We start from the raw sequence: 17,697 nt of genomic DNA, 5'->3' as shown, positions 1-17,697 counted from the left end.
ATGTATGAGACTTTTACATGTGTTCAGGCTCGGTGCAGTTGGCGTGGTGTTATGCTTATTGCTTAATAATGTAGTGGGTAAAAGGCTTGATCCGAATCCTTCAGAAGCTTGGAAGTTAAAATTTGCGAGCTCCATTAACTGGCAACAGATTACACCCTTTGGTAACCTCGTTGTAAGTACCAATGACGGCTTATATGGCATCGACCCTGAGAAAGGCCGGATTACTTGGCAGATTAAAAGGCTGGGAAATATCCCTGCTGATAGTTACCAGGTTTTGCCAAATACCTTTTACGCACAAATATCACTGGCAAACCAGGTAATCATATTGGACCCCTATGAGGGTAAAATACTTTCGGATACCAAAAAAGCAGGATTTACATCGGTAATAGCCAAAAATGTATTGTTTGAATCCAGAACTATTCTCATCTGCGGCTACAAAGAAAAACTGAAGACATCGTTTAGCCTTTTCGATATCGCGACAGGTAAAGAATTATGGAATAACGGCGAATTTTTTACCGGCTCCGGTGGTTTAGGAGAAGTCATGAACAGTTTAAAAGTTACGCAGGCTTCACCGGAAAATCATGAAGTCGCGGCCTTTAACCTGATAGAAGCCGGCGGACAAGGATTTATTATGGTTAACAGCCAGGGTATTTTTAATATCAACACACAAACCGGTCAGTTAATCTGGAAAGCAGAGCTACCTGAACCGGAGGGGGTGGATTCGGATTCCGGTAAATCCAGGCTCATCCGATCCGCGTCCGGCGCTTATTTTTATTACCTTAAATCAAGATACCTCATGGGTTATGATGTAATCGATGGCCGGCAACTATGGCCTGAGGTTGTAAACATCAACGGACCGGACAATGAAATTATCAGCCATCAAAAAGGATTAATCATTTTGCCTGGAATCGATACGCTCAATACTATGTCAAAGACCAATATTCATTTAGTAGATTATCAGACCGGGCATACCTTATGGGGCAAAAGGAATCTATGGAACAAAAAGGCTGGGGGTATTCATGTACCAGGGGCAGTGGTGAACATCGGTCGCATTGATAATGACTTCTTATTGACCATGACCAAGGGTGATGTTTCATACTTAAACATCCTGGATACTGACCATGGAAAGTTGAAGTTTGAGCACTCCCTGCCAATCAATGGGGGGTTAGAGTATACCGAAATGACCAACAGCGGTTTGCTATACATCACAAGACCTGGCCCCGACAACAGTGGCGAAATTAACATTTTCGATTTACAAACCGGTCAGCCTAAACTGGCAAAATCCATTAAGTCCGGAATAATGGCGGGCAAAACTCAATATAAAGCTGACCGGTTCAGATTGCTAAGGGTTTTTAAGAAAAATTTTCTTTACGTTTTCTCCAGTGAGGAACGAACCCTTTATGAAGTTAATCTGGATAACGCTCAGTTGCGTATCCTCAGAGAGAAAATCACCTTTGAAGGAGAGGAAACACCTACCCATGTGGAAGTAAGGAATGATGGTTTACTTTTAAATTCGGCGCAAAACATGGCATTGATTGGTTTTGACGGACAGATGAGATTTCAGAAGTATTATCCGCCCCCTGATCAGCCGGGTACTTTAAGAGCCTTCCATAATATGAATGCTGTTTTAGACGCGCTATGTCGCCCGCCAGCACAAATGGCAGGAGCAGTCCCTGGTCAGCCTATAGCACAGTCTGAAAACAACCTGGAAAAGGGAAATCAGGCATTAATTAACAATACTTATGACAGCCAGAGACAAAAGGCACGTGCTTATTCACCTGCGGCCATGATAGCCGCACAGCGGAGGTTCAAAGCAAGCACACGTTCATCGGACTTCATTTTTATGCTGGTCAGCCTGGAGAAGCAAAACACTAGTGCTCCCGGATCTCAGGGAGGCCTTAATTACGGCCTGGTAAGGGTCAGCAAAGACACCGGAGAAATTTTTGAAACCATCAGGATGAGGTGTGAAAAAGAGCCTAGCTACCAGGTAGATGATATTTTAAACGCCATATATTACCGGCAAAATCCCAAAGAAATTGTGAGTTACAAATTCCACTAATAGCCATCCGAAATCTTCTCACAACAGATTTCAGGGCTACTGTATGGATCAGCAACAAGATAGTGAGGCCAGTTGATCAGGAAGCCAAAAAACCGGAAAGCGACAAAACCTTATCCTGCCATTAGAATATTTGATGGATGGTAACCTCTTTACCATTGAAAACAATTTTCTCGTTTTCTTTGTGCCCATACAAGGCCTGACCTATGGGTGAGGCCAAAGAAATTGTAAAGTAAACGGTATCATTAACATCCATCTTACCGGCAGGCACCGCAACAAAAAAATTTCCCATGGAAGTTTTAACCACACTGCCCAAATCAACCTTCCGGCTTGTTTCTTCTATACTTATCCGATGCAGGACCTTTCTAAGCTTTAAAGCCTCCTCCATTTGAAAAGTCAGTTTTTCCATTTCCAATTGCATCATAGCCCGGCCTGTTTCATATTTATCTCCCACACTACTCTTAGCCTCCAGGTTAGCGGCCTGACGGGCTGTATCCATAGCGTTCCCGGTGGAAGTAATCCTGGCTTCAACAGTTGCCCGGCACTGTTCATACAAACTGCTTTTTATATCCCAATATTCTTCCATTACTACTAGTTAATCAAAAAAATCTACATTTACCCTTTAATCCATCGATTTTTTAACACACACTTTTTAAAAACACCCGGATGGCCCACAAGAGTATCGATCTATGGAAAACCGGCAAAAAACTATACCGTAACAATTCTGATGAATGACCGGTCAGAACAAATAAGATCGACAACAGGGAATTTTTTTCATAAAAATTTTTTAAATTCTAAGAATTTTGTTCATCATAAAACACTAATTAACATCTGTAAACATGAAGGCGCGAAAAATCTTACTTTCCGAAAACGAGATTCCCGACAAATGGTACAATATTGTGGCTGATATGCCCAATAAACCGTTGCCCCCATTACATCCTGGCACTAAAGAACCCATTGGTCCCGAGGCGTTGGCACCGCTTTTTCCCATGGAATTGATTAAACAGGAAGTCAGTGCTGAAAAATGGATCGACATACCTGATGAAGTCCGCAATGTCTACTCACTATGGCGCCCTACTCCGCTTTACAGAGCTTACAACTTCGAAAAAATGCTGGATACCCCCGCCAGGATTTATTACAAATATGAGGGGGTAAGCCCCTCCGGATCGCATAAGCCCAACACTGCCGTAGCACAGGCCTATTATAACAGGCAGGAGGGAGTAAAACGTATCACCACCGAAACCGGGGCCGGTCAGTGGGGTAGTGCATTGAGCTTTGCCTGCCATCTATTTAACATTGACTGTGAGGTTTATATGGTAAAAATCAGCTATGAGCAAAAACCTTATCGAAAAATAATGATGAACACCTGGGGGGCAGAGGTATTTGCCTCACCTACCGATAAAACCGAAGCCGGCAGAAAAATACTGGCGCAGGATCCCGGCTCTCCGGGAAGTCTTGGCATTGCTATTTCTGAAGCTGTCGAAAGGGCGGCCATGGATGACAGCACAAAGTATTCCCTGGGAAGTGTGTTGAACCATGTACTGATGCACCAGACCATAGTTGGGCAAGAGGCATTGTTACAAATGGAAAAGGCCGGGTATTTACCTGACATAGTCATTGCTCCTTTCGGTGGTGGCTCCAATTTTGCGGGATTAACTTTTCCGTTTTTACGGCTCAACTTCGATGAAGGGAAAAATATCCGCTGCATAGCCAGTGAACCTGCCTCCTGTCCAAAACTGACAAGAGGAGTGTTCAGATATGATTTCGGGGACACCGTGGGCATGACGCCCCTGTTGCCTATGTATACGCTGGGTCATAATTTCGTGCCCGCCCCTATCCACGCCGGCGGATTACGCTATCACGGCGCCGGTGTGGTGGTAAGTCAGTTATTGAAAGATCATCTTATTGAAGCCGAATCCCATGATCAACTGGCATGCTTCGAGGTCGGCGTTAAATTTGCCAGGGCCGAAGGCATCATTCCTGCACCCGAGGCTAATCATGGTATTGCCACCGTGGTCAAGGAAGCTATGAAGTGTAAGGAAGAAGGCATCTCCAAAACCATCCTGTTTAACCTTTGTGGTCATGGAAATTTCGATATGGCAGCTTATGATGCCTATTTCCAGGGCAATCTGGTCAAACATGAAATTACCACGGATGACATCAACGCCTCGCTGGCCGAGCTAAATACGCCTGAGATAAACTGACAGACAAGCAACTGGTTGAGTTGGGTTATGGTTATGGGGCTATGACTATGAGAAATAACCATTTCGCTGAAGAACCAACTTCAATAAATGGTTGACTTTGACATACGGATATCTGAAAACCAGAACTTTTCAACTTGTTCACCAATTGTATACCCCCAAAAATCATCCTAAAGAAATGATTGTCGTAACATTGCAGTAAGCATGAATTATAAAATCAGGCAACTACTATTGTGTAAAAACACTATCGTACAAAAACACTGGTGGGGAAAAGCAAACGAGAAACTTAATTCTAAGACCATGAAAAGAATCTTTTTGATTGCAGGCTTGCTATTGGTGATAGTATCATACAATAACAGTAAAAATAAGGCCAAGCCGGAAGCGCCTTTGTTTGATAACCTTGGACAACATCATCTGGAGATTACTACCGATGTAATACTGGCCCGGAAATTATGAATTGGCTGTAGAAAATCTGAAAGCTGCTATCCACACGGAAGATCACCTCATCTATAATGAACCACCGGACTGGTTCTTTTCGGTAAGACATCATCTGGGTGCTTTGTTTTTGGAAATGGGCAGGTATGAAGAAGCAGAAAAGGTTTTGAAAGAAGATTTGGTTAAATATCCCGAAAATGGATGGGCGTTAAGCGGATTGATGGTCAGTCTTGAAAAACAAAATAAAAAAGAGGAGGCCGAAGACGCGAAAAACAGATTCGAAAAAGCCTGGCAGTGGGCCAATGTCGAACTTCAGGGGTCACTTATTGCTCAGCATTCTTATGATGTATACGATAACCAGCATTTATTGAAAAGTACACTTGCCTACAATAAAGTAGAAGCATTGCCTGATTGCGGAATAAAATAATAAACCTAAAACCGGTTAAAGCTGCAACAATATAGTTTTTAAAGACTATGTTTTGCAGCTTTTTTCTTTTGGTGAAAAAAAACATCGGTTGAAGTACATGGCAATTCCGCCTGCTTTCGGACTTAATGACTGATTATTTCAAAAATTAAATCAACCACTATTTAATCTGAATATCCCTGCTTTGATCCAATTTTTGACGCTCATTTCCCGTAGGAACAAAAATGATCAACTCATTATCCCTGTGAACCGCATCGATATCAGCAACGATCGCCTTATTAGGAACAGGAATTTTTCTTAAAATCTGCGTCAAAGGTATTACCTGACCGCCCAGGGATACCTCATAGTTCATCCGGTGCATCAATAGCAACAGATTATTGAATACTCTCAGTTTTAGCCGGTCTGGCGATATGCTGGGAACCTTTATAGTGATAATAGTCTCGTTTTTATATTCTTCAATGTCTACTTTCGTTTGAATCATTCCTCCATTGATGGTATTATTTACATCAATGTTCAACATTATCTGGTCTATTCCATCTCGTTCAAATCTCATGTTATCCTCCTTGTTTTTACAACATGGTTACAAATAATGTACCGCTTTATAATTTAACGTAAATTCACAATAAAAGAATTCAGAATTTAGACAAAATGTCATTTACACTACCATTTAACGCAATTTTGTCCGGATGATCATCAAAATTCTTGAAATTTCTGCAAATCGCTTATTTTTGGCCATTCAAAACATAACCTGAAAATTAAATGACTGAAGAAGCATACATTGTGGAGGGTGTCAGAACCCCGGTTGGGCGGTTTGGTGGTAGCCTGTCACCTGTCAGGGCTGATGATCTTGGAGCCCTGGTTATCAAAAAGTTAGTAGAAAACCAAAGCGGCATTCCCCTGGAAGCCTATGACGAGGTGGTCATGGGCTGCGCCAACCAGGCCGGGGAAGACAACCGAAATGTTGCCAGAATGTGCCTGTTGCTGGCGGGCCTGCCGTGGTCGGTTCCTGGCGAGACGGTCAATCGATTGTGTTCCTCAGGCATGTCAGCAGTGGTGCATGCGAACCGCGCTATCAAATCCGGGGATGGGGATCTTTTCATCAGCGGCGGTGTGGAACATATGACCAGGGGGCCGCTGGTAATTTCCAAAGCCTCAAAGTCGTTTGGGCGGGATTCGGAAATGTATGACAGTAGTTTTGGCTGGCGTTTTATAAATCCCGGAATGAAAGCACTTTATGGTGTGGACAGTATGGGGCAGACTGCAGAAAATCTTGTTGAAATCCATAAAATCAGCCGTGAAGACCAGGACCGGTTTGCTTTTTGGTCACAGATGAAGGCATCCGCCGCACAGGATTCGGGCAGGCTGTCTGAAGAAATTGTGGCAGTGGAAATTCCACAACGTAAGGCCGATCCACGCATTTTTGACAAGGATGAGTTTATCAAACCCAACACCACTATGGAAGGGCTGGCCCAATTAAAGCCGGCATTTAAAAAACTATCGGAAGGTGGCACTGTTACGGCCGGCAATGCCTCCGGATTAAACGATGGCGCCGCCGCCATCCTGGTAGCCTCCGATGAAGCTGTCAAAGCACATTCACTGAAGCCTCTCGCCAGAATTGTCAGTTCGGCCGTAGTAGGTGTTGAGCCAAAAATTATGGGTATTGGCCCGGTAGAGGCTTCAAATAAGGCACTTAAAAAGGCCGGTTTAAGTATGGAAATGATGGATATCATCGAACTGAATGAAGCCTTTGCAGCCCAGTGCCTGGCCTGCATCCGGACATGGGGACTGGCTGATGACGATCCCAGGATCAATCCCAATGGCGGTGCTATCGCCATAGGCCACCCCCTGGGTGCATCCGGTACACGAATCCTGCTCACAGCCGCCCTGGAATTGCATCGGCAAAACAAGCGCTACGCTTTGGTTACCATGTGTGTGGGGGTCGGTCAAGGATATGCTACCATCATCGAGCGGGTGTCATAGCTAATTACTACCTTTCCAAACCCGCAGGCTGGATCAAATAGCCATAAGCAAAATCTCCAGGCTTCATCCTGTATTTCTCCAATGGCATAGCCCCCCAACTGTTGTCCCCTCCTACGCCCATTTGACGGTGGTCAATATTGATGTTAACCAACGGCCTGACGGGGACATCGAAAGTGTGTTTTTGGGTTTTCTTGGATCCTCCGTCAAAATCGTCATTCAACTGATGATGGGCACTAAAATTGATCAAATCACCGGTCGAGGAGATTTTTATGCCAAAGCCATCACCATTTTGAAAGCTTACCCACCGGATATCGGTTTTATACCCGTTTTCCTGTGGTCTGCTGTAAGGGTAATAAAGATCTTTAACCTTCGCCCGATAGGTACCTACAAATGCCGCCGTATTCCGGTCCTCATAGTTTTCATGGGGTCCACGTCCATACCATGACACATTTTCAAACTGTTTTCCAATGGCAAAAACATGGCCTACCCTTGGTAAAACAGGTAAATTATCAGCCAGATCAGACACCTTGGTGGTGACTAAAATTTCTCCTCTTGCATTGATATCATATGTGACAGATACTGCTCCCTGTACAGCAGGCAACTTGTAAGCTGTCACCACTGAAAAGGTGCCATTTTTAACATTCCCTTTGGCGATCTTTCTTTTACCCTTGGCAGGATTGGTAATATACATCTCTTTTAAAGGCTGATTCAGGCTTGCGGTTTTCCATACCCCCAGTCGCTTAGGCATGTTGAAACCATAATCGTTGTCAATGGGGGCCCTCCAAAAGTTGGGGGCAATGGCTGAATTGATAATTTCTTTGCCTTCATAACGCAGGGAATACAGTTTTCCTGTCTTACGGTCAAAACGAATATCAAAACCCTGGCCACTGATCAGATAATCATCATCGTCAGATGACAAAGAGAGATGGCCCGGCGCATTTTTATCAAAATCAGCCGTTCCGGCATCGCTCAGTTTAAATTGCTCTCTGGCCAAAATATGACCGGCTTTTAATAAATCTCCGTCAGTTTTTAATGACGCAGTGACATTTAACAAGTATTCCTTTCCTGACTGCATGGATGGAAGTGTTATGGATAAGGTGGTCTGTTCCCGGGGCCCCAGCGTGACTCCTGGCAGCGGCTGTTTTTTAACCACCACCCCATCTTCCAGCAACTCCCACTGAAAATTGAAATTGTCAAGATGGGTGAAATCGTAGCCGTTGTAAACAGTAAATGTCCCGTCAGCAGCATTAAATTCGCGGAATTTAATGTATTGATAAACCTTTTTGACCTCAAACAAAGACGGATGAGGGGTGCGGTCAGGGTTCACCAGGCCATTGAGGCAGAAGTTAGCGTCATTATGATAAGCCTGCCCCCCAAGATCACCTCCATAAGCCCAGTACGACTCGCCTTCCGGAGTTTTTGCCAGCAGCCCCTGGTCCACCCAATCCCAGATAAATCCCCCCTGCAATACATCATATTTCTCAATCACATCCCAATATTCCTGTAAGTTTCCAACACTATTGCCCATGGCGTGGGCATACTCGCACATAATTAAAGGTCTTTCAGGGTTGTTTTCGGCATACCTGACGAGTTGCGGAATCAATGGGTACATAGGTGCCTGAATGTCGGTATTTTCAAATTGGGTTGCCCCTTCATATTGGACGGGCCTTGTTTTATCGCGATCCTTCAACCATCGATAAGTAGCAAAAAAATTCTCCCCGTTGCCGGCTTCATTTCCCAACGACCACGTTACAATGCTGGTGAAATTCTTGTCCCGCTCATACATTCTTTCAGTGCGATCCAGGTGCATGGCTTTCCATTCGGGCAGGTAGGCCGGATGTTTTGACTCATCAAATGATCCCTGATTGGTGGCGCCCATACCATGGGTTTCGATGTTCGCTTCGTCGATCACATAAAAGCCATATTGGTCACACAACCGGTAAAAGCTGGCGTCTTTCGGGTAGTGGCTGCACCTGACGGCATTGATATTATTTTCTTTCATGATCCTGAGATCTTTCAATGTCAGTTCCTCGCTGACCACATGACCTGTTTTTTCATCATGATCATGCAGGTTCACCCCTTTTAAGCAGACAGCTACACCATTCACCATAAACTGATTATTTTTTATTTCTATTTTTCTGAAACCAATCTTATGACTGGCCACCTCCACAGTAGCCCCATGCGGGTCTTTCAGGTGTATAATGAGGGTATATAAATCAGGGGTCTCAGCAGTCCACTTTTTGACATTGCTAACCGTTTGATTAATGGAAATGTTTTTTTCGGCCCCGGCTTCGATATCAACAGTCTCTGTAACAGAAAACAGGTTCGTTCCGCCATCAGCCAAATCCACCTGCACCGCATAACCCGATACATTTTCCCCGGAAGAATTCCTGTAGGTAAGCTCAAGGTCAAACAGCCCGTTTCGATAGTTTCCATCCAGATCTGCGATCACCCTGAAGTCTTGTAAAGTGGTTTTAGGAGTTGCATACAGGTATACATCCCTGTCCATGCCACTAAGCCGCCAGAAATCCTGATCTTCCATATAACTTGCATCTGACCACCGGTACACTTCCACAGCGACCCAGTTTTCACCTGCCTTGAGATAGGGGGTAATGTTAAACTCCGCAGGTGTTTTGCTGCCTTCATTGTAACCGACCTTATGGCCATTCACCCAAATATACATAGCACTTCTTACCGCCCCGAAATGGATGAAAATATCCGTTCCCTGCCAATCTTCGGGAAGCTGAAAGTTTTTCCTGTAACTACCGACCGGGTTATAGTCATGAGGTATAAAAGGCGGATTCCTGGGAAAAGGATAAATAATGTTGGTGTAGATAGGGACACCAAACCCCTGCAACTCCCAATTGGATGGTACGGTGATATCTGTCCATTCCGAAACATCAAAGCTTTCTTTGTAGAAAAAGACAGGGCGGTCGGAAGGTCTTTTCACCCAGTTAAACTTCCATTGGCCATTCAGGGACTGATAAAATGGCGAAGCTGCGTAGTCATTTTCAATGGCTGTTTGCCGGTCTGTAAAACGGTAAAAAGAGGCATGTGCCTTTTCACGGTTGATTTGAAAGACTTCAGGGTTTTCCCAATCAAGCCGTTCCTGGGCCCGGGCACCTATGGTTACAGTCAGCAAACACAAGCAGGTCAATAGGGTTCTCATAGCGCGTATCAGGGTTTCGAAAGGTAAATAGTTAGCTATGGAAAGCGCAGGGCTCTCTTTTGCAATTTAAAAGAAAAAAATTAAACGTAGAAATAACGGTTATAAAAATAACCGTTTTTCACCTCATCCCGAAGCAGGACATTTACCCTTGGGTTTTAAGCAATCGATACTGCTATACCTGGGAACATTTTGCCGGTCTCAAAATGATATCAGAGATATTGGAAACGGTATCTTTATAAGCTTCCAGATCTTTGATAGCGGCCCACTGCGGACTTCTGATAAAGGTTTCCCAGCTTTTATTCCGCTCATTCATATCCTTAAATACCAGCAGATACTGCAGATTGGGCATAAGGTCACCAAACAATGTTTCCCCGAAGAAAACCGGGGTCAGGCCGGTGTCTCTGAAAATCTGTATTTCTCCGGCCTCATTAAACATATCGATCTTTTTCTGAGCTTTCATGTAGTTGTGGCTTTCGTAAATACGCCATTCAAAAATCCGCTGCTCCCCTATCGTATTAATGGCCGGCTCTACCCTGGGCATACCTTTAAATGCCTTCATCAATCCTTTTTCCAAACGCGTATAAGCAGGATTGGAAATGGATGATTCCAAAAAATCTTTAGCCGCCTTTCCGTAGGTTTTGTCATCCAACAGTTTTTGCTGATAGGTCATTAAGGAATCGAGATTATCGTGAGGGATCAGCACGTACAAGGAGGGCTCGTTAGGTCCGTGCATCACATTAAAAACACCGATATTTTTAATTCCTAATTTGTTCAGGGCTGGAATAGCCGCTTCCTGATAGTAGTTTTCAGTTCGCTTTTTGTTGGTACCGGGCGGCAAGGCATATTTGATCCATTCCAGGTATTGTCCTTCATGCTCGGCGGTTGTATGAATGTTCGTAAAGGAAGCGACCGGTGCTGCCGCTAAAGGCCCCAATCCGGCCAGGAAATTTCTTCTTTTCATTTTAAATAGTCTTTTTAAAAAATAAAGATAAGGAAGTCTTTGGTTATTAAAACTAAAAAATTCTTCTAACATCAGAGCAAGACAACAACCTGAAATACTATTTCTGTTACCATTGCTACTTTGCGGTGTCTGCGTATGTTGAATCCGGTTTCCATGTCACTGACATTCACGTTTCTTGTCTATTAGATCAACGTAAAAAATTAAAGCCCGACAGTGAAACTCCTGAGCATTAGCTTTGTCAATGTTTTCAATCAGTCTGTTTTGACGTCTGAAATACCATTCATAAAACTTATCAGGAAGATTATTATCGAAGCCAATAACCTTCAAAATCAATTCACTAAAGTCCAATAAACCAGCACTGGCATCGACCTCTGCTTTATTTCAATCACTTATGAATTTTAAATTCTTTAATTCTTCTTTAATCAGGGAAACGGGAAACTCAATGTTTGGTGGAAGAGGCAAAACAGGAGGGTTTTCAAAGATTTTTGTTTTCATAGTTTCAGGATTTTCATCGATACATTTATAATGAGCGGATAATAGTCTGATGCTATATCAAATCATGTATTGTTTTATTATCCAAAAGAATAACTATAATATTGATATTAATTAAATAATAAATATCAAAAATGTCAATGAATTTTTGGATAACTTTCATATTGTGAATAGGATAAATGTTCTGCCATAATTATTTTAGGGCATGGACGATAATGAAAGATTGGCTCGAGCCTTTGGAAAAGCCTTACGTGAATTGAGAGAAAAAAAGAATTTATCACAGGCAAAAGTTGTCATTGCCAGTAACCATGATTTTACTACAATCACCTATCAGAGATACGATGCGGGAAAAAGGATTCATAAAATTCCTATGCTTATCAGAATAGCGAGAGCGTTCAAAGTTCATCCTTCGACCATTCTTGATTTAGCACTTTCATATTATGAAAATGATAAGGAATGGTAATAGATTCCAACAGTTTTAAAATTTAAAAATGAATGGCATGATGTGTTAAAATGGCATATTTCTCACCTGTTTCAATTTTTTTTAACTTTATATTCAATATGTCTCAATTCAGATTTAAATGTTTTTAGCACACTATCACTGATTAAAGTTATTTAATTTTACGGCTGTTTATTATATTTACTATGTGTTAAAATAAAGATTATGGCATGTCTATCTCACAAATCCGAAATAGAAAACACATTCTCTGATGTAAGGATGTTCTCTTTTCTTGAGAAGAAGAGTTCAATGCTTGATGAAGAAAAGATCAATGCTCTTTTGGATACAATCCTTGATTTCAAGGACTCATTAATAAAAAAAACTGAAAGAATTCATCATATAAATGAGTGTATTGAAAAATTAACATGGCTCAACGATTTGGATGAGGAATGCCTGATGTTGACTAATGATTTGATTTCAGCCGCTAAAGATTTACATTCATCACTCATCCGGCAATATGCCTCTATGAGCTATATCAGGAAAAAAGGTATAGCCAAAGACGAAATAAAAAATTTTAAGGATTCAATGGGTGAACTGAAAGAAGGATACGAAGACTTAGAGTCGGTTTTCTTTTTTCTCCCTAAAATTCCTGATTTTGTAGAAACTACCAGACAGCTATCACTTGTCTGATGGAGATTTTTTGTTTGGAGGATTTTAAGGTTGAATTTGAAAAATTGTTTTCAAAAAAGCCTGACAGTACACTGGAAAGTGACATAATCGATTACTTTTTCAATAAATCATTTCCACAGCTTTGTTCAGGGACCAGATTAAACAACAGTGAAAAAACTCCTTATATAAAAAAACGATTGAAAGGTAGAGGCGGATTCAGATTCTATTTTCTGTTGATTTTAAAAGATGAAAGCATTTATTTAATGTTTGTCCATCCTAAAACCGGTCCAATGGGATCTGACAATATCACTGATGAATCTAAAGCATACCTGTACAAAAAGGTTTTGGCATGTATTAAATCAGATGATTTATACAAAGTGGAACTTGATGAAACAGATAGTAAGCTGATTTTTAAAAAAGTTGTGCCAATCGATCCGTGATTATGATTACCCTATGTTAATAACCAAAATTAAAAATTAGGTAATACATAGTCAAAAAATCCTATTTCCCTATTCTAATCAAGTATTAAAACCCAATCGTTTCCGCTGAAGCTTTCGCCTTGTGTGGGGGGAATAAATGCTTTGATAGCTACTTTTCTTTTAAATGATCCTTTACGCAAGGTACGGCCATTTCCGGGGTTAAACCATTGGTACCTGATTTTTTTCCCTTTTATAAAACTCAAATCCACTTTGAAAGGGGCGCCTTTGGGTGAATAGACATATAGGTAGCTACTGTCTGTCGCCGAGTTGGCCAGTATTCTTTCCAGGCCACTGGTTTGATTATCCACCAGGGCTTTTTGGTTGGGAATTCTAAGTTCCATCGGATGGCTTTGCAATAAGACACCCAAATGTTTTATCTGGCTGGCATAACTTTGATGGAAGGAAGCAGGGATCCTAAAAGCCGCAATGTCATTTCTCGCTCCACAATGCCAGGTATTCCAGCTACCATACGAAGTGCCAAAGCCTCCACTGAATACACCCCAGTAGATGGTTGTCCTGGTTTCGTCAATTAACAAGACATTTTTGTCATAATATGGTTCAAAGTCAATCGGTGGCAAATACGCCTACTTTTTCAGGGCCTGCCTTGTAAGGCTTCTCATTGATCAAATGGTTACGGTATTCCGGCTTATCACCCAAATGCCCCCACCATACTATTTGCAAATGGGAAAAACCGTGGATATTGGTTAGCCCGTCTCTGTATTTTTCTTTTACCTGAATAGAGAAAACCCCATTTTCAGCGTGAACTTCCCCTATCGGATCAAGTTTAATTTCATTTTCCATCTCAGCCATTTTTAAGTTATACGGTAATACCATACAAAGATATCTTAAACTTAATCATATGGCCTGAAGGTGGTTATTAATTTTCACCAAAATTCATTCTTTTGGCGGTGGGGTTTTCCTGACAAGGGGTGATCAAATCACATTATTTGGTTGTTATACCACCCATTTGTGTAAAAAAGCTGTCAACAGGTTCCCACAGTTCAATTTTATTTCCCTCCGGATCCATAATATGCACGAATTTACCATATTCATATTCCTCGATTTCATCCACGATGGTCACACCATTTTCCCTGAGCTTCTTTACAAGGATAATGTTGAATTGACCAGACCATTGATCCTGGACCTTTGTGGCTAAACCATTTTGCAGCGTCCATACCTGACAACATAGCAACTCCCTGTTCAGTAAATGCTTTTGGCATCTTACGGGTACCTCCCCTGCCAGGTGTTTCCATTTGTAATTTCAGGTCTGCGAACTCCTCATGAGTTAACTGAAACATAAAATCTACAGGAAACCGTTTGATATTTCTTCTTACCGCTTTGTTTAAATTCCCTGTTGTTACTCCGTAAAGCCCTGCCAAATCCTTATCTAACATAACTTTCAGTCCCCTGATTACATAAATTTTATTGATTACTGTTTCTTCCGGTAATATAATTTCTTCTCCCATTTTATTTTATTTGACATTTAAAAATCTTTCATTGTTTTGATATTCCAAATTGGCATATCAAAAGTGCTGGCAATAATATCTCAAGGATTTCATTTACTTACGCTTATACGTCGTATTTGCATGTCGCTCTATGGCAGGGGGATGTTGCCGACTCAAAAAAATGTGATTTTATTGACAACAAGGCGGCATTTTCGGCCAAAATGAGTGTCTAACTCAGACATCTCCAAAAAATATTTCATCCTTCACTCTTCTGAGTTATAAAATATTATTCTATTTAACCGAGATAGCACCGGATTTTATAGGGGAAAGCATGTTTTAGATATAAGACATTATTTTTTACAAAGATTTTGGAGCCCCCATTAGTACTATTTTCACTTTTTGGCCTAATATATAGTAGCAAAGCACTCTAGATACTAAAACTAAAAGTGTCCGCTATAGCTGTTTGCAAGAATTTATAAAAAGGCATCGCTGTTAATTGATCTTGCTCTTCGGTAAAATAGTTTTAACCCTGTAGATAATAATATGATTTCTAAAAGCTTTACTGGATTCCAATGGATAGTACTATTAATTATTCTCATGTTTGATGAGCGTGTTCAGGCTCAAGACATTAGTTTCTCCGAAGCCACGGTTCTTATTTCACAAGACATTTCGTCCACCATAAGCAAGACTTGTCTGAAAGTTTTACAGGAAGAAATTCAAAAAAGGACTTCTATCAAAATCGAACCAATAAACAATTGGGTATCAGACAAAGCCGTCATGGCGCTATGCCTTGAAAGCTCAAAGGAACTGTTGGGTAAAGACATTCCTCAAAGCGAAAATGGTTTTTCAACCGGGATGAGTCCTGAAGGGTTCCGTCTTTTGTACCAAAACCAGGCAAATGAAAAGATAATCTGGATAATTGGCGCTGACCACCGGGGGATTTTGTTTGGTATTGGCGAGTTGCTTCGAAAAGCCAGGATGCGTAAAAACCGGATTTCTCTCGATCTACCGCTTGATTTTTCTTCAGCTCCGGCCTACCCCATTCGCGGTCATCAGATAGGTTACAGGAATCTCGCGAATTCTTATGATGCCTGGAGTGTGGCGCAATATGAACAGTATATCAGGGAATTGGTGATTTTCGGTACCAATGCCATTGAAAACATTCCACTTGGTGGTAAAGGGGATAAAAGTGTGCATATGGGTATTTCCCGTAAGGAGATGAATTTTGAAATCAGTAAAATATGCGAGGCTTATGATATAGACTACTGGGTTTGGATTCCTGCAACCATTGACCTCACTGATAAAAAACTCCGGGAAAAGGAGCTTCAAAAACACCACAAATTCTACAGGGACACGCCCAGATTAAACAATGTTTTCATCCCGGGAGGTGACCCGGGGCACAATCACCCGAGAGAGGTAATGCCTTTTCTCAAAGAATTACATACACAATTGACAAAGTACCATCCCAAAGCAGGCATATGGCTTTCACTGCAGGGATTCAGCGAAGAACAAATCGATTATTTCTATAAATACCTTGAAGATAAAAAACCCGGATGGCTGAGAGGAGTGGTTTCAGGCCCCAGCAGTCCTCCACTTTCCGAGACGCACTTTCGCTTACCCAAACAATACAAACACCGGCATTACCCCGATATAACACATAATGTAAGATGTGATTACCCTGCCCCCAATTTCGATCAGGCTTTTGCACTCACCATCGGGCGGGAAGGGATCAACCCTCAACCGGAATACTATGCGAAGATACATCGCAATTATGCCCGGTTTACCGATGGGTTTGTGAGTTATTCCGATGGCTGCCATGACGATGTCAACAAAGTCATATGGAGTCAGCGTGGTTGGAACCCTGAAAAAAACGTCAGGGATATATTGACTGAATACGGCCGTTTTTTCTTCAATTCCCAGGATGATCAAGCCGTGGCTGATGGTATTTTGGCTTTGGAAAAAAACTGGTTTGGGCCATTAATAGCCAATGGAAGTGTAGAAACCACCTTTGCTTTTTGGAATAATCTGGAGAAAAATCACGTGGAACTTTCTGACAACTGGAGGTGGCTTTTACTAACCATGAGAGCCAACTATGATACCTATATTCGCAGGAGACTCATTCATGAAAAAGACCTTGAAAAAAAGGCGAATAAAATTCTGGGGCAAGTCGATGAACTTGGTATTGAAGTAGCCATGAAAAAAGCCCTGGATAAGATCAGTGAAGGAGTTTCAAAACCCATCGATCAGGATATTTATCATAAAATTATCAAATATGCGGAAGCCCTGTTCAACTTAACAGGCCTCCAAACAAGTGTTGAATTGTACAAGGCCAGCAGTCCGCAGAGAGGCTGTATATTAGATTTCGTGAATCATCCATTGAATAACAGATGGTGGTATGAGGATGAATTTAAGAAAATTAGCCAAATGGCTACAGACAAAGAGAAAAAAGAGCGATTGGAAGTAATCCGTACTTGGGAAGACCCAGGTAAAGAGCATTATTACGATGATGTTTCCAATATTTCAAACAGCCCCCATGTCACCACCACGGTGTATGATGCCGTTGATTTTGGTTGGTGGGACTCAGGTAAGAGCCGTTGGCGCCTTTCTTCTTTGGTATATCAAAATGACCCTATTCTGAAATATGAAAACCTCGATCCCAACGGCAGATATATTATTCGGATTACCGGATCCGGGGATGCGCTGCTGAGAATTGACGGAGATAGACTGGAACCGGTGAAATATGATAAGCAACTGGAAGGGTTTAAAGAGTTTGTCGTTCCAAAAAGGCTTGTAGGAGACAGTAAAATCACTGTGTCCTTTGACAGGCCCGAAGAATCTCATTTGAATTGGAGGGATTATTCGAGAGTTTCGGATGTTTGGCTCATCAAAAAATGAATATGAAACACATAAACCGGATTTTTGTAATAACCGCTTCGGCAGTTTTTAT

16 protein-coding genes and 1 pseudogene are annotated in these 17,697 nt (G+C 41.9%); 9 read left to right on the top strand and 8 right to left on the bottom strand.

Annotated features, from left to right (window positions below; genetic code table 11):
- Nucleotides 1-4: 4 nt before the first annotated feature.
- Nucleotides 5-2,059 (top strand): outer membrane protein assembly factor BamB family protein, encoded by a 2,055-nt coding sequence (locus AC04NP_RS01775; RefSeq protein WP_482857578.1) that lies wholly within the window; start codon nt 5-7, stop codon nt 2,057-2,059.
- A 121-nt stretch (nt 2,060-2,180) separates the two neighbouring features.
- Here the strand turns inward: AC04NP_RS01775 and AC04NP_RS01770 are convergent, their stop codons facing one another.
- Nucleotides 2,181-2,642, bottom strand: a complete 462-nt coding sequence (locus AC04NP_RS01770; RefSeq protein WP_482857577.1) for a 3-oxoacyl-ACP synthase — start codon at nt 2,640-2,642, stop codon at nt 2,181-2,183.
- 253 nt (nt 2,643-2,895) lie between these two features.
- Here AC04NP_RS01770 and AC04NP_RS01765 point away from each other — a divergent pair, with 253 nt between their 5' ends.
- The 3 genes from AC04NP_RS01765 (at nt 2,896) to AC04NP_RS01755 (ending at nt 5,119) form a co-directional block, all read left to right on the top strand.
- The gene (locus AC04NP_RS01765) at nt 2,896-4,260 is read left to right on the top strand and encodes a TrpB-like pyridoxal phosphate-dependent enzyme (RefSeq protein ID WP_482857576.1); all 1,365 of its coding nucleotides are present in this window, start codon (nt 2,896-2,898) and stop codon (nt 4,258-4,260) included.
- Between the two features lie 297 nt (nt 4,261-4,557).
- Nucleotides 4,558-4,713: a hypothetical protein gene (locus AC04NP_RS01760; protein WP_482857575.1), complete on the top strand. Its 156-nt coding sequence runs from the start codon at nt 4,558-4,560 to the stop codon at nt 4,711-4,713.
- Nucleotide 4,714: 1 nt separating this feature from the next.
- Nucleotides 4,715-5,119, top strand: coding sequence for a tetratricopeptide repeat protein (locus tag AC04NP_RS01755; RefSeq protein WP_482857574.1), 405 nt, complete (start codon nt 4,715-4,717; stop codon nt 5,117-5,119).
- Nucleotides 5,120-5,276: 157 nt separating this feature from the next.
- On the opposite strand, the gene AC04NP_RS01750 is transcribed toward AC04NP_RS01755, so the two are convergent.
- Entirely contained in the window at nt 5,277-5,669 is a 393-nt protein-coding gene (locus AC04NP_RS01750; protein WP_482857573.1) for a hypothetical protein, read from the bottom strand.
- Nucleotides 5,670-5,875: 206 nt separating this feature from the next.
- Between AC04NP_RS01750 and pcaF the strand changes: the two genes are divergently transcribed.
- Nucleotides 5,876-7,096 (top strand): 3-oxoadipyl-CoA thiolase, encoded by a 1,221-nt coding sequence (pcaF, locus tag AC04NP_RS01745; protein ID WP_482857572.1) that lies wholly within the window; start codon nt 5,876-5,878, stop codon nt 7,094-7,096.
- 7 nt (nt 7,097-7,103) lie between these two features.
- On the opposite strand, the gene lacZ is transcribed toward pcaF, so the two are convergent.
- Both lacZ and AC04NP_RS01735 read right to left on the bottom strand, forming a co-directional pair.
- Nucleotides 7,104-10,265, bottom strand: coding sequence for a beta-galactosidase, LacZ type (gene lacZ, locus AC04NP_RS01740; protein WP_482857571.1), 3,162 nt, complete (start codon nt 10,263-10,265; stop codon nt 7,104-7,106).
- A 172-nt stretch (nt 10,266-10,437) separates the two neighbouring features.
- A complete protein-coding gene (locus tag AC04NP_RS01735) occupies nt 10,438-11,226 on the bottom strand; it encodes an NIPSNAP family protein (protein ID WP_482857570.1) in 789 nt (262 codons plus the stop codon).
- A 697-nt stretch (nt 11,227-11,923) separates the two neighbouring features.
- Between AC04NP_RS01735 and AC04NP_RS01730 the strand changes: the two genes are divergently transcribed.
- The 3 genes from AC04NP_RS01730 (at nt 11,924) to AC04NP_RS01720 (ending at nt 13,266) form a co-directional block, all read left to right on the top strand.
- Nucleotides 11,924-12,181, top strand: a complete 258-nt coding sequence (locus AC04NP_RS01730) for a helix-turn-helix domain-containing protein (protein ID WP_482857569.1) — start codon at nt 11,924-11,926, stop codon at nt 12,179-12,181.
- A 201-nt stretch (nt 12,182-12,382) separates the two neighbouring features.
- Entirely contained in the window at nt 12,383-12,847 is a 465-nt protein-coding gene (locus tag AC04NP_RS01725) for a hypothetical protein (RefSeq protein WP_482857568.1), read from the top strand.
- A complete protein-coding gene (locus AC04NP_RS01720; RefSeq protein ID WP_482857567.1) occupies nt 12,847-13,266 on the top strand; it encodes a hypothetical protein in 420 nt (139 codons plus the stop codon). Before AC04NP_RS01725 ends, AC04NP_RS01720 begins: the two co-directional genes overlap by 1 nt.
- Nucleotides 13,267-13,340: 74 nt before the next feature.
- On the opposite strand, the gene AC04NP_RS01715 is transcribed toward AC04NP_RS01720, so the two are convergent.
- From AC04NP_RS01715 to AC04NP_RS01700, 4 genes and pseudogenes are all read right to left on the bottom strand, one after another.
- Entirely contained in the window at nt 13,341-13,883 is a 543-nt protein-coding gene (locus tag AC04NP_RS01715) for a putative collagen-binding domain-containing protein (protein ID WP_482857566.1), read from the bottom strand.
- A complete protein-coding gene (locus AC04NP_RS01710; protein WP_482857565.1) occupies nt 13,870-14,106 on the bottom strand; it encodes a TrmO family methyltransferase domain-containing protein in 237 nt (78 codons plus the stop codon). Before AC04NP_RS01710 ends, AC04NP_RS01715 begins: the two co-directional genes overlap by 14 nt.
- 142 nt (nt 14,107-14,248) lie before the next feature.
- Nucleotides 14,249-14,413, bottom strand: a pseudogene (locus AC04NP_RS01705) (VOC family protein); the annotation flags it as partial.
- Entirely contained in the window at nt 14,370-14,699 is a 330-nt protein-coding gene (locus tag AC04NP_RS01700; protein WP_482857750.1) for an ORF6N domain-containing protein, read from the bottom strand. The pseudogene AC04NP_RS01705 and the gene AC04NP_RS01700, both read right to left, overlap by 44 nt.
- Before the next feature lie 594 nt (nt 14,700-15,293).
- On the opposite strand from AC04NP_RS01700, the gene AC04NP_RS01695 reads away from it, so the two are divergent.
- Nucleotides 15,294-17,645, top strand: coding sequence for a hypothetical protein (locus tag AC04NP_RS01695; RefSeq protein ID WP_482857564.1), 2,352 nt, complete (start codon nt 15,294-15,296; stop codon nt 17,643-17,645).
- Nucleotides 17,646-17,697: the final 52 nt, after the last annotated feature.

This window comes from Agaribacillus sp. DX54 (assembly GCF_056858335.1).
The sequence above is the reverse complement of the archived record's forward strand: the minus strand, read 5'-3'. Positions and strand labels throughout refer to the sequence as shown.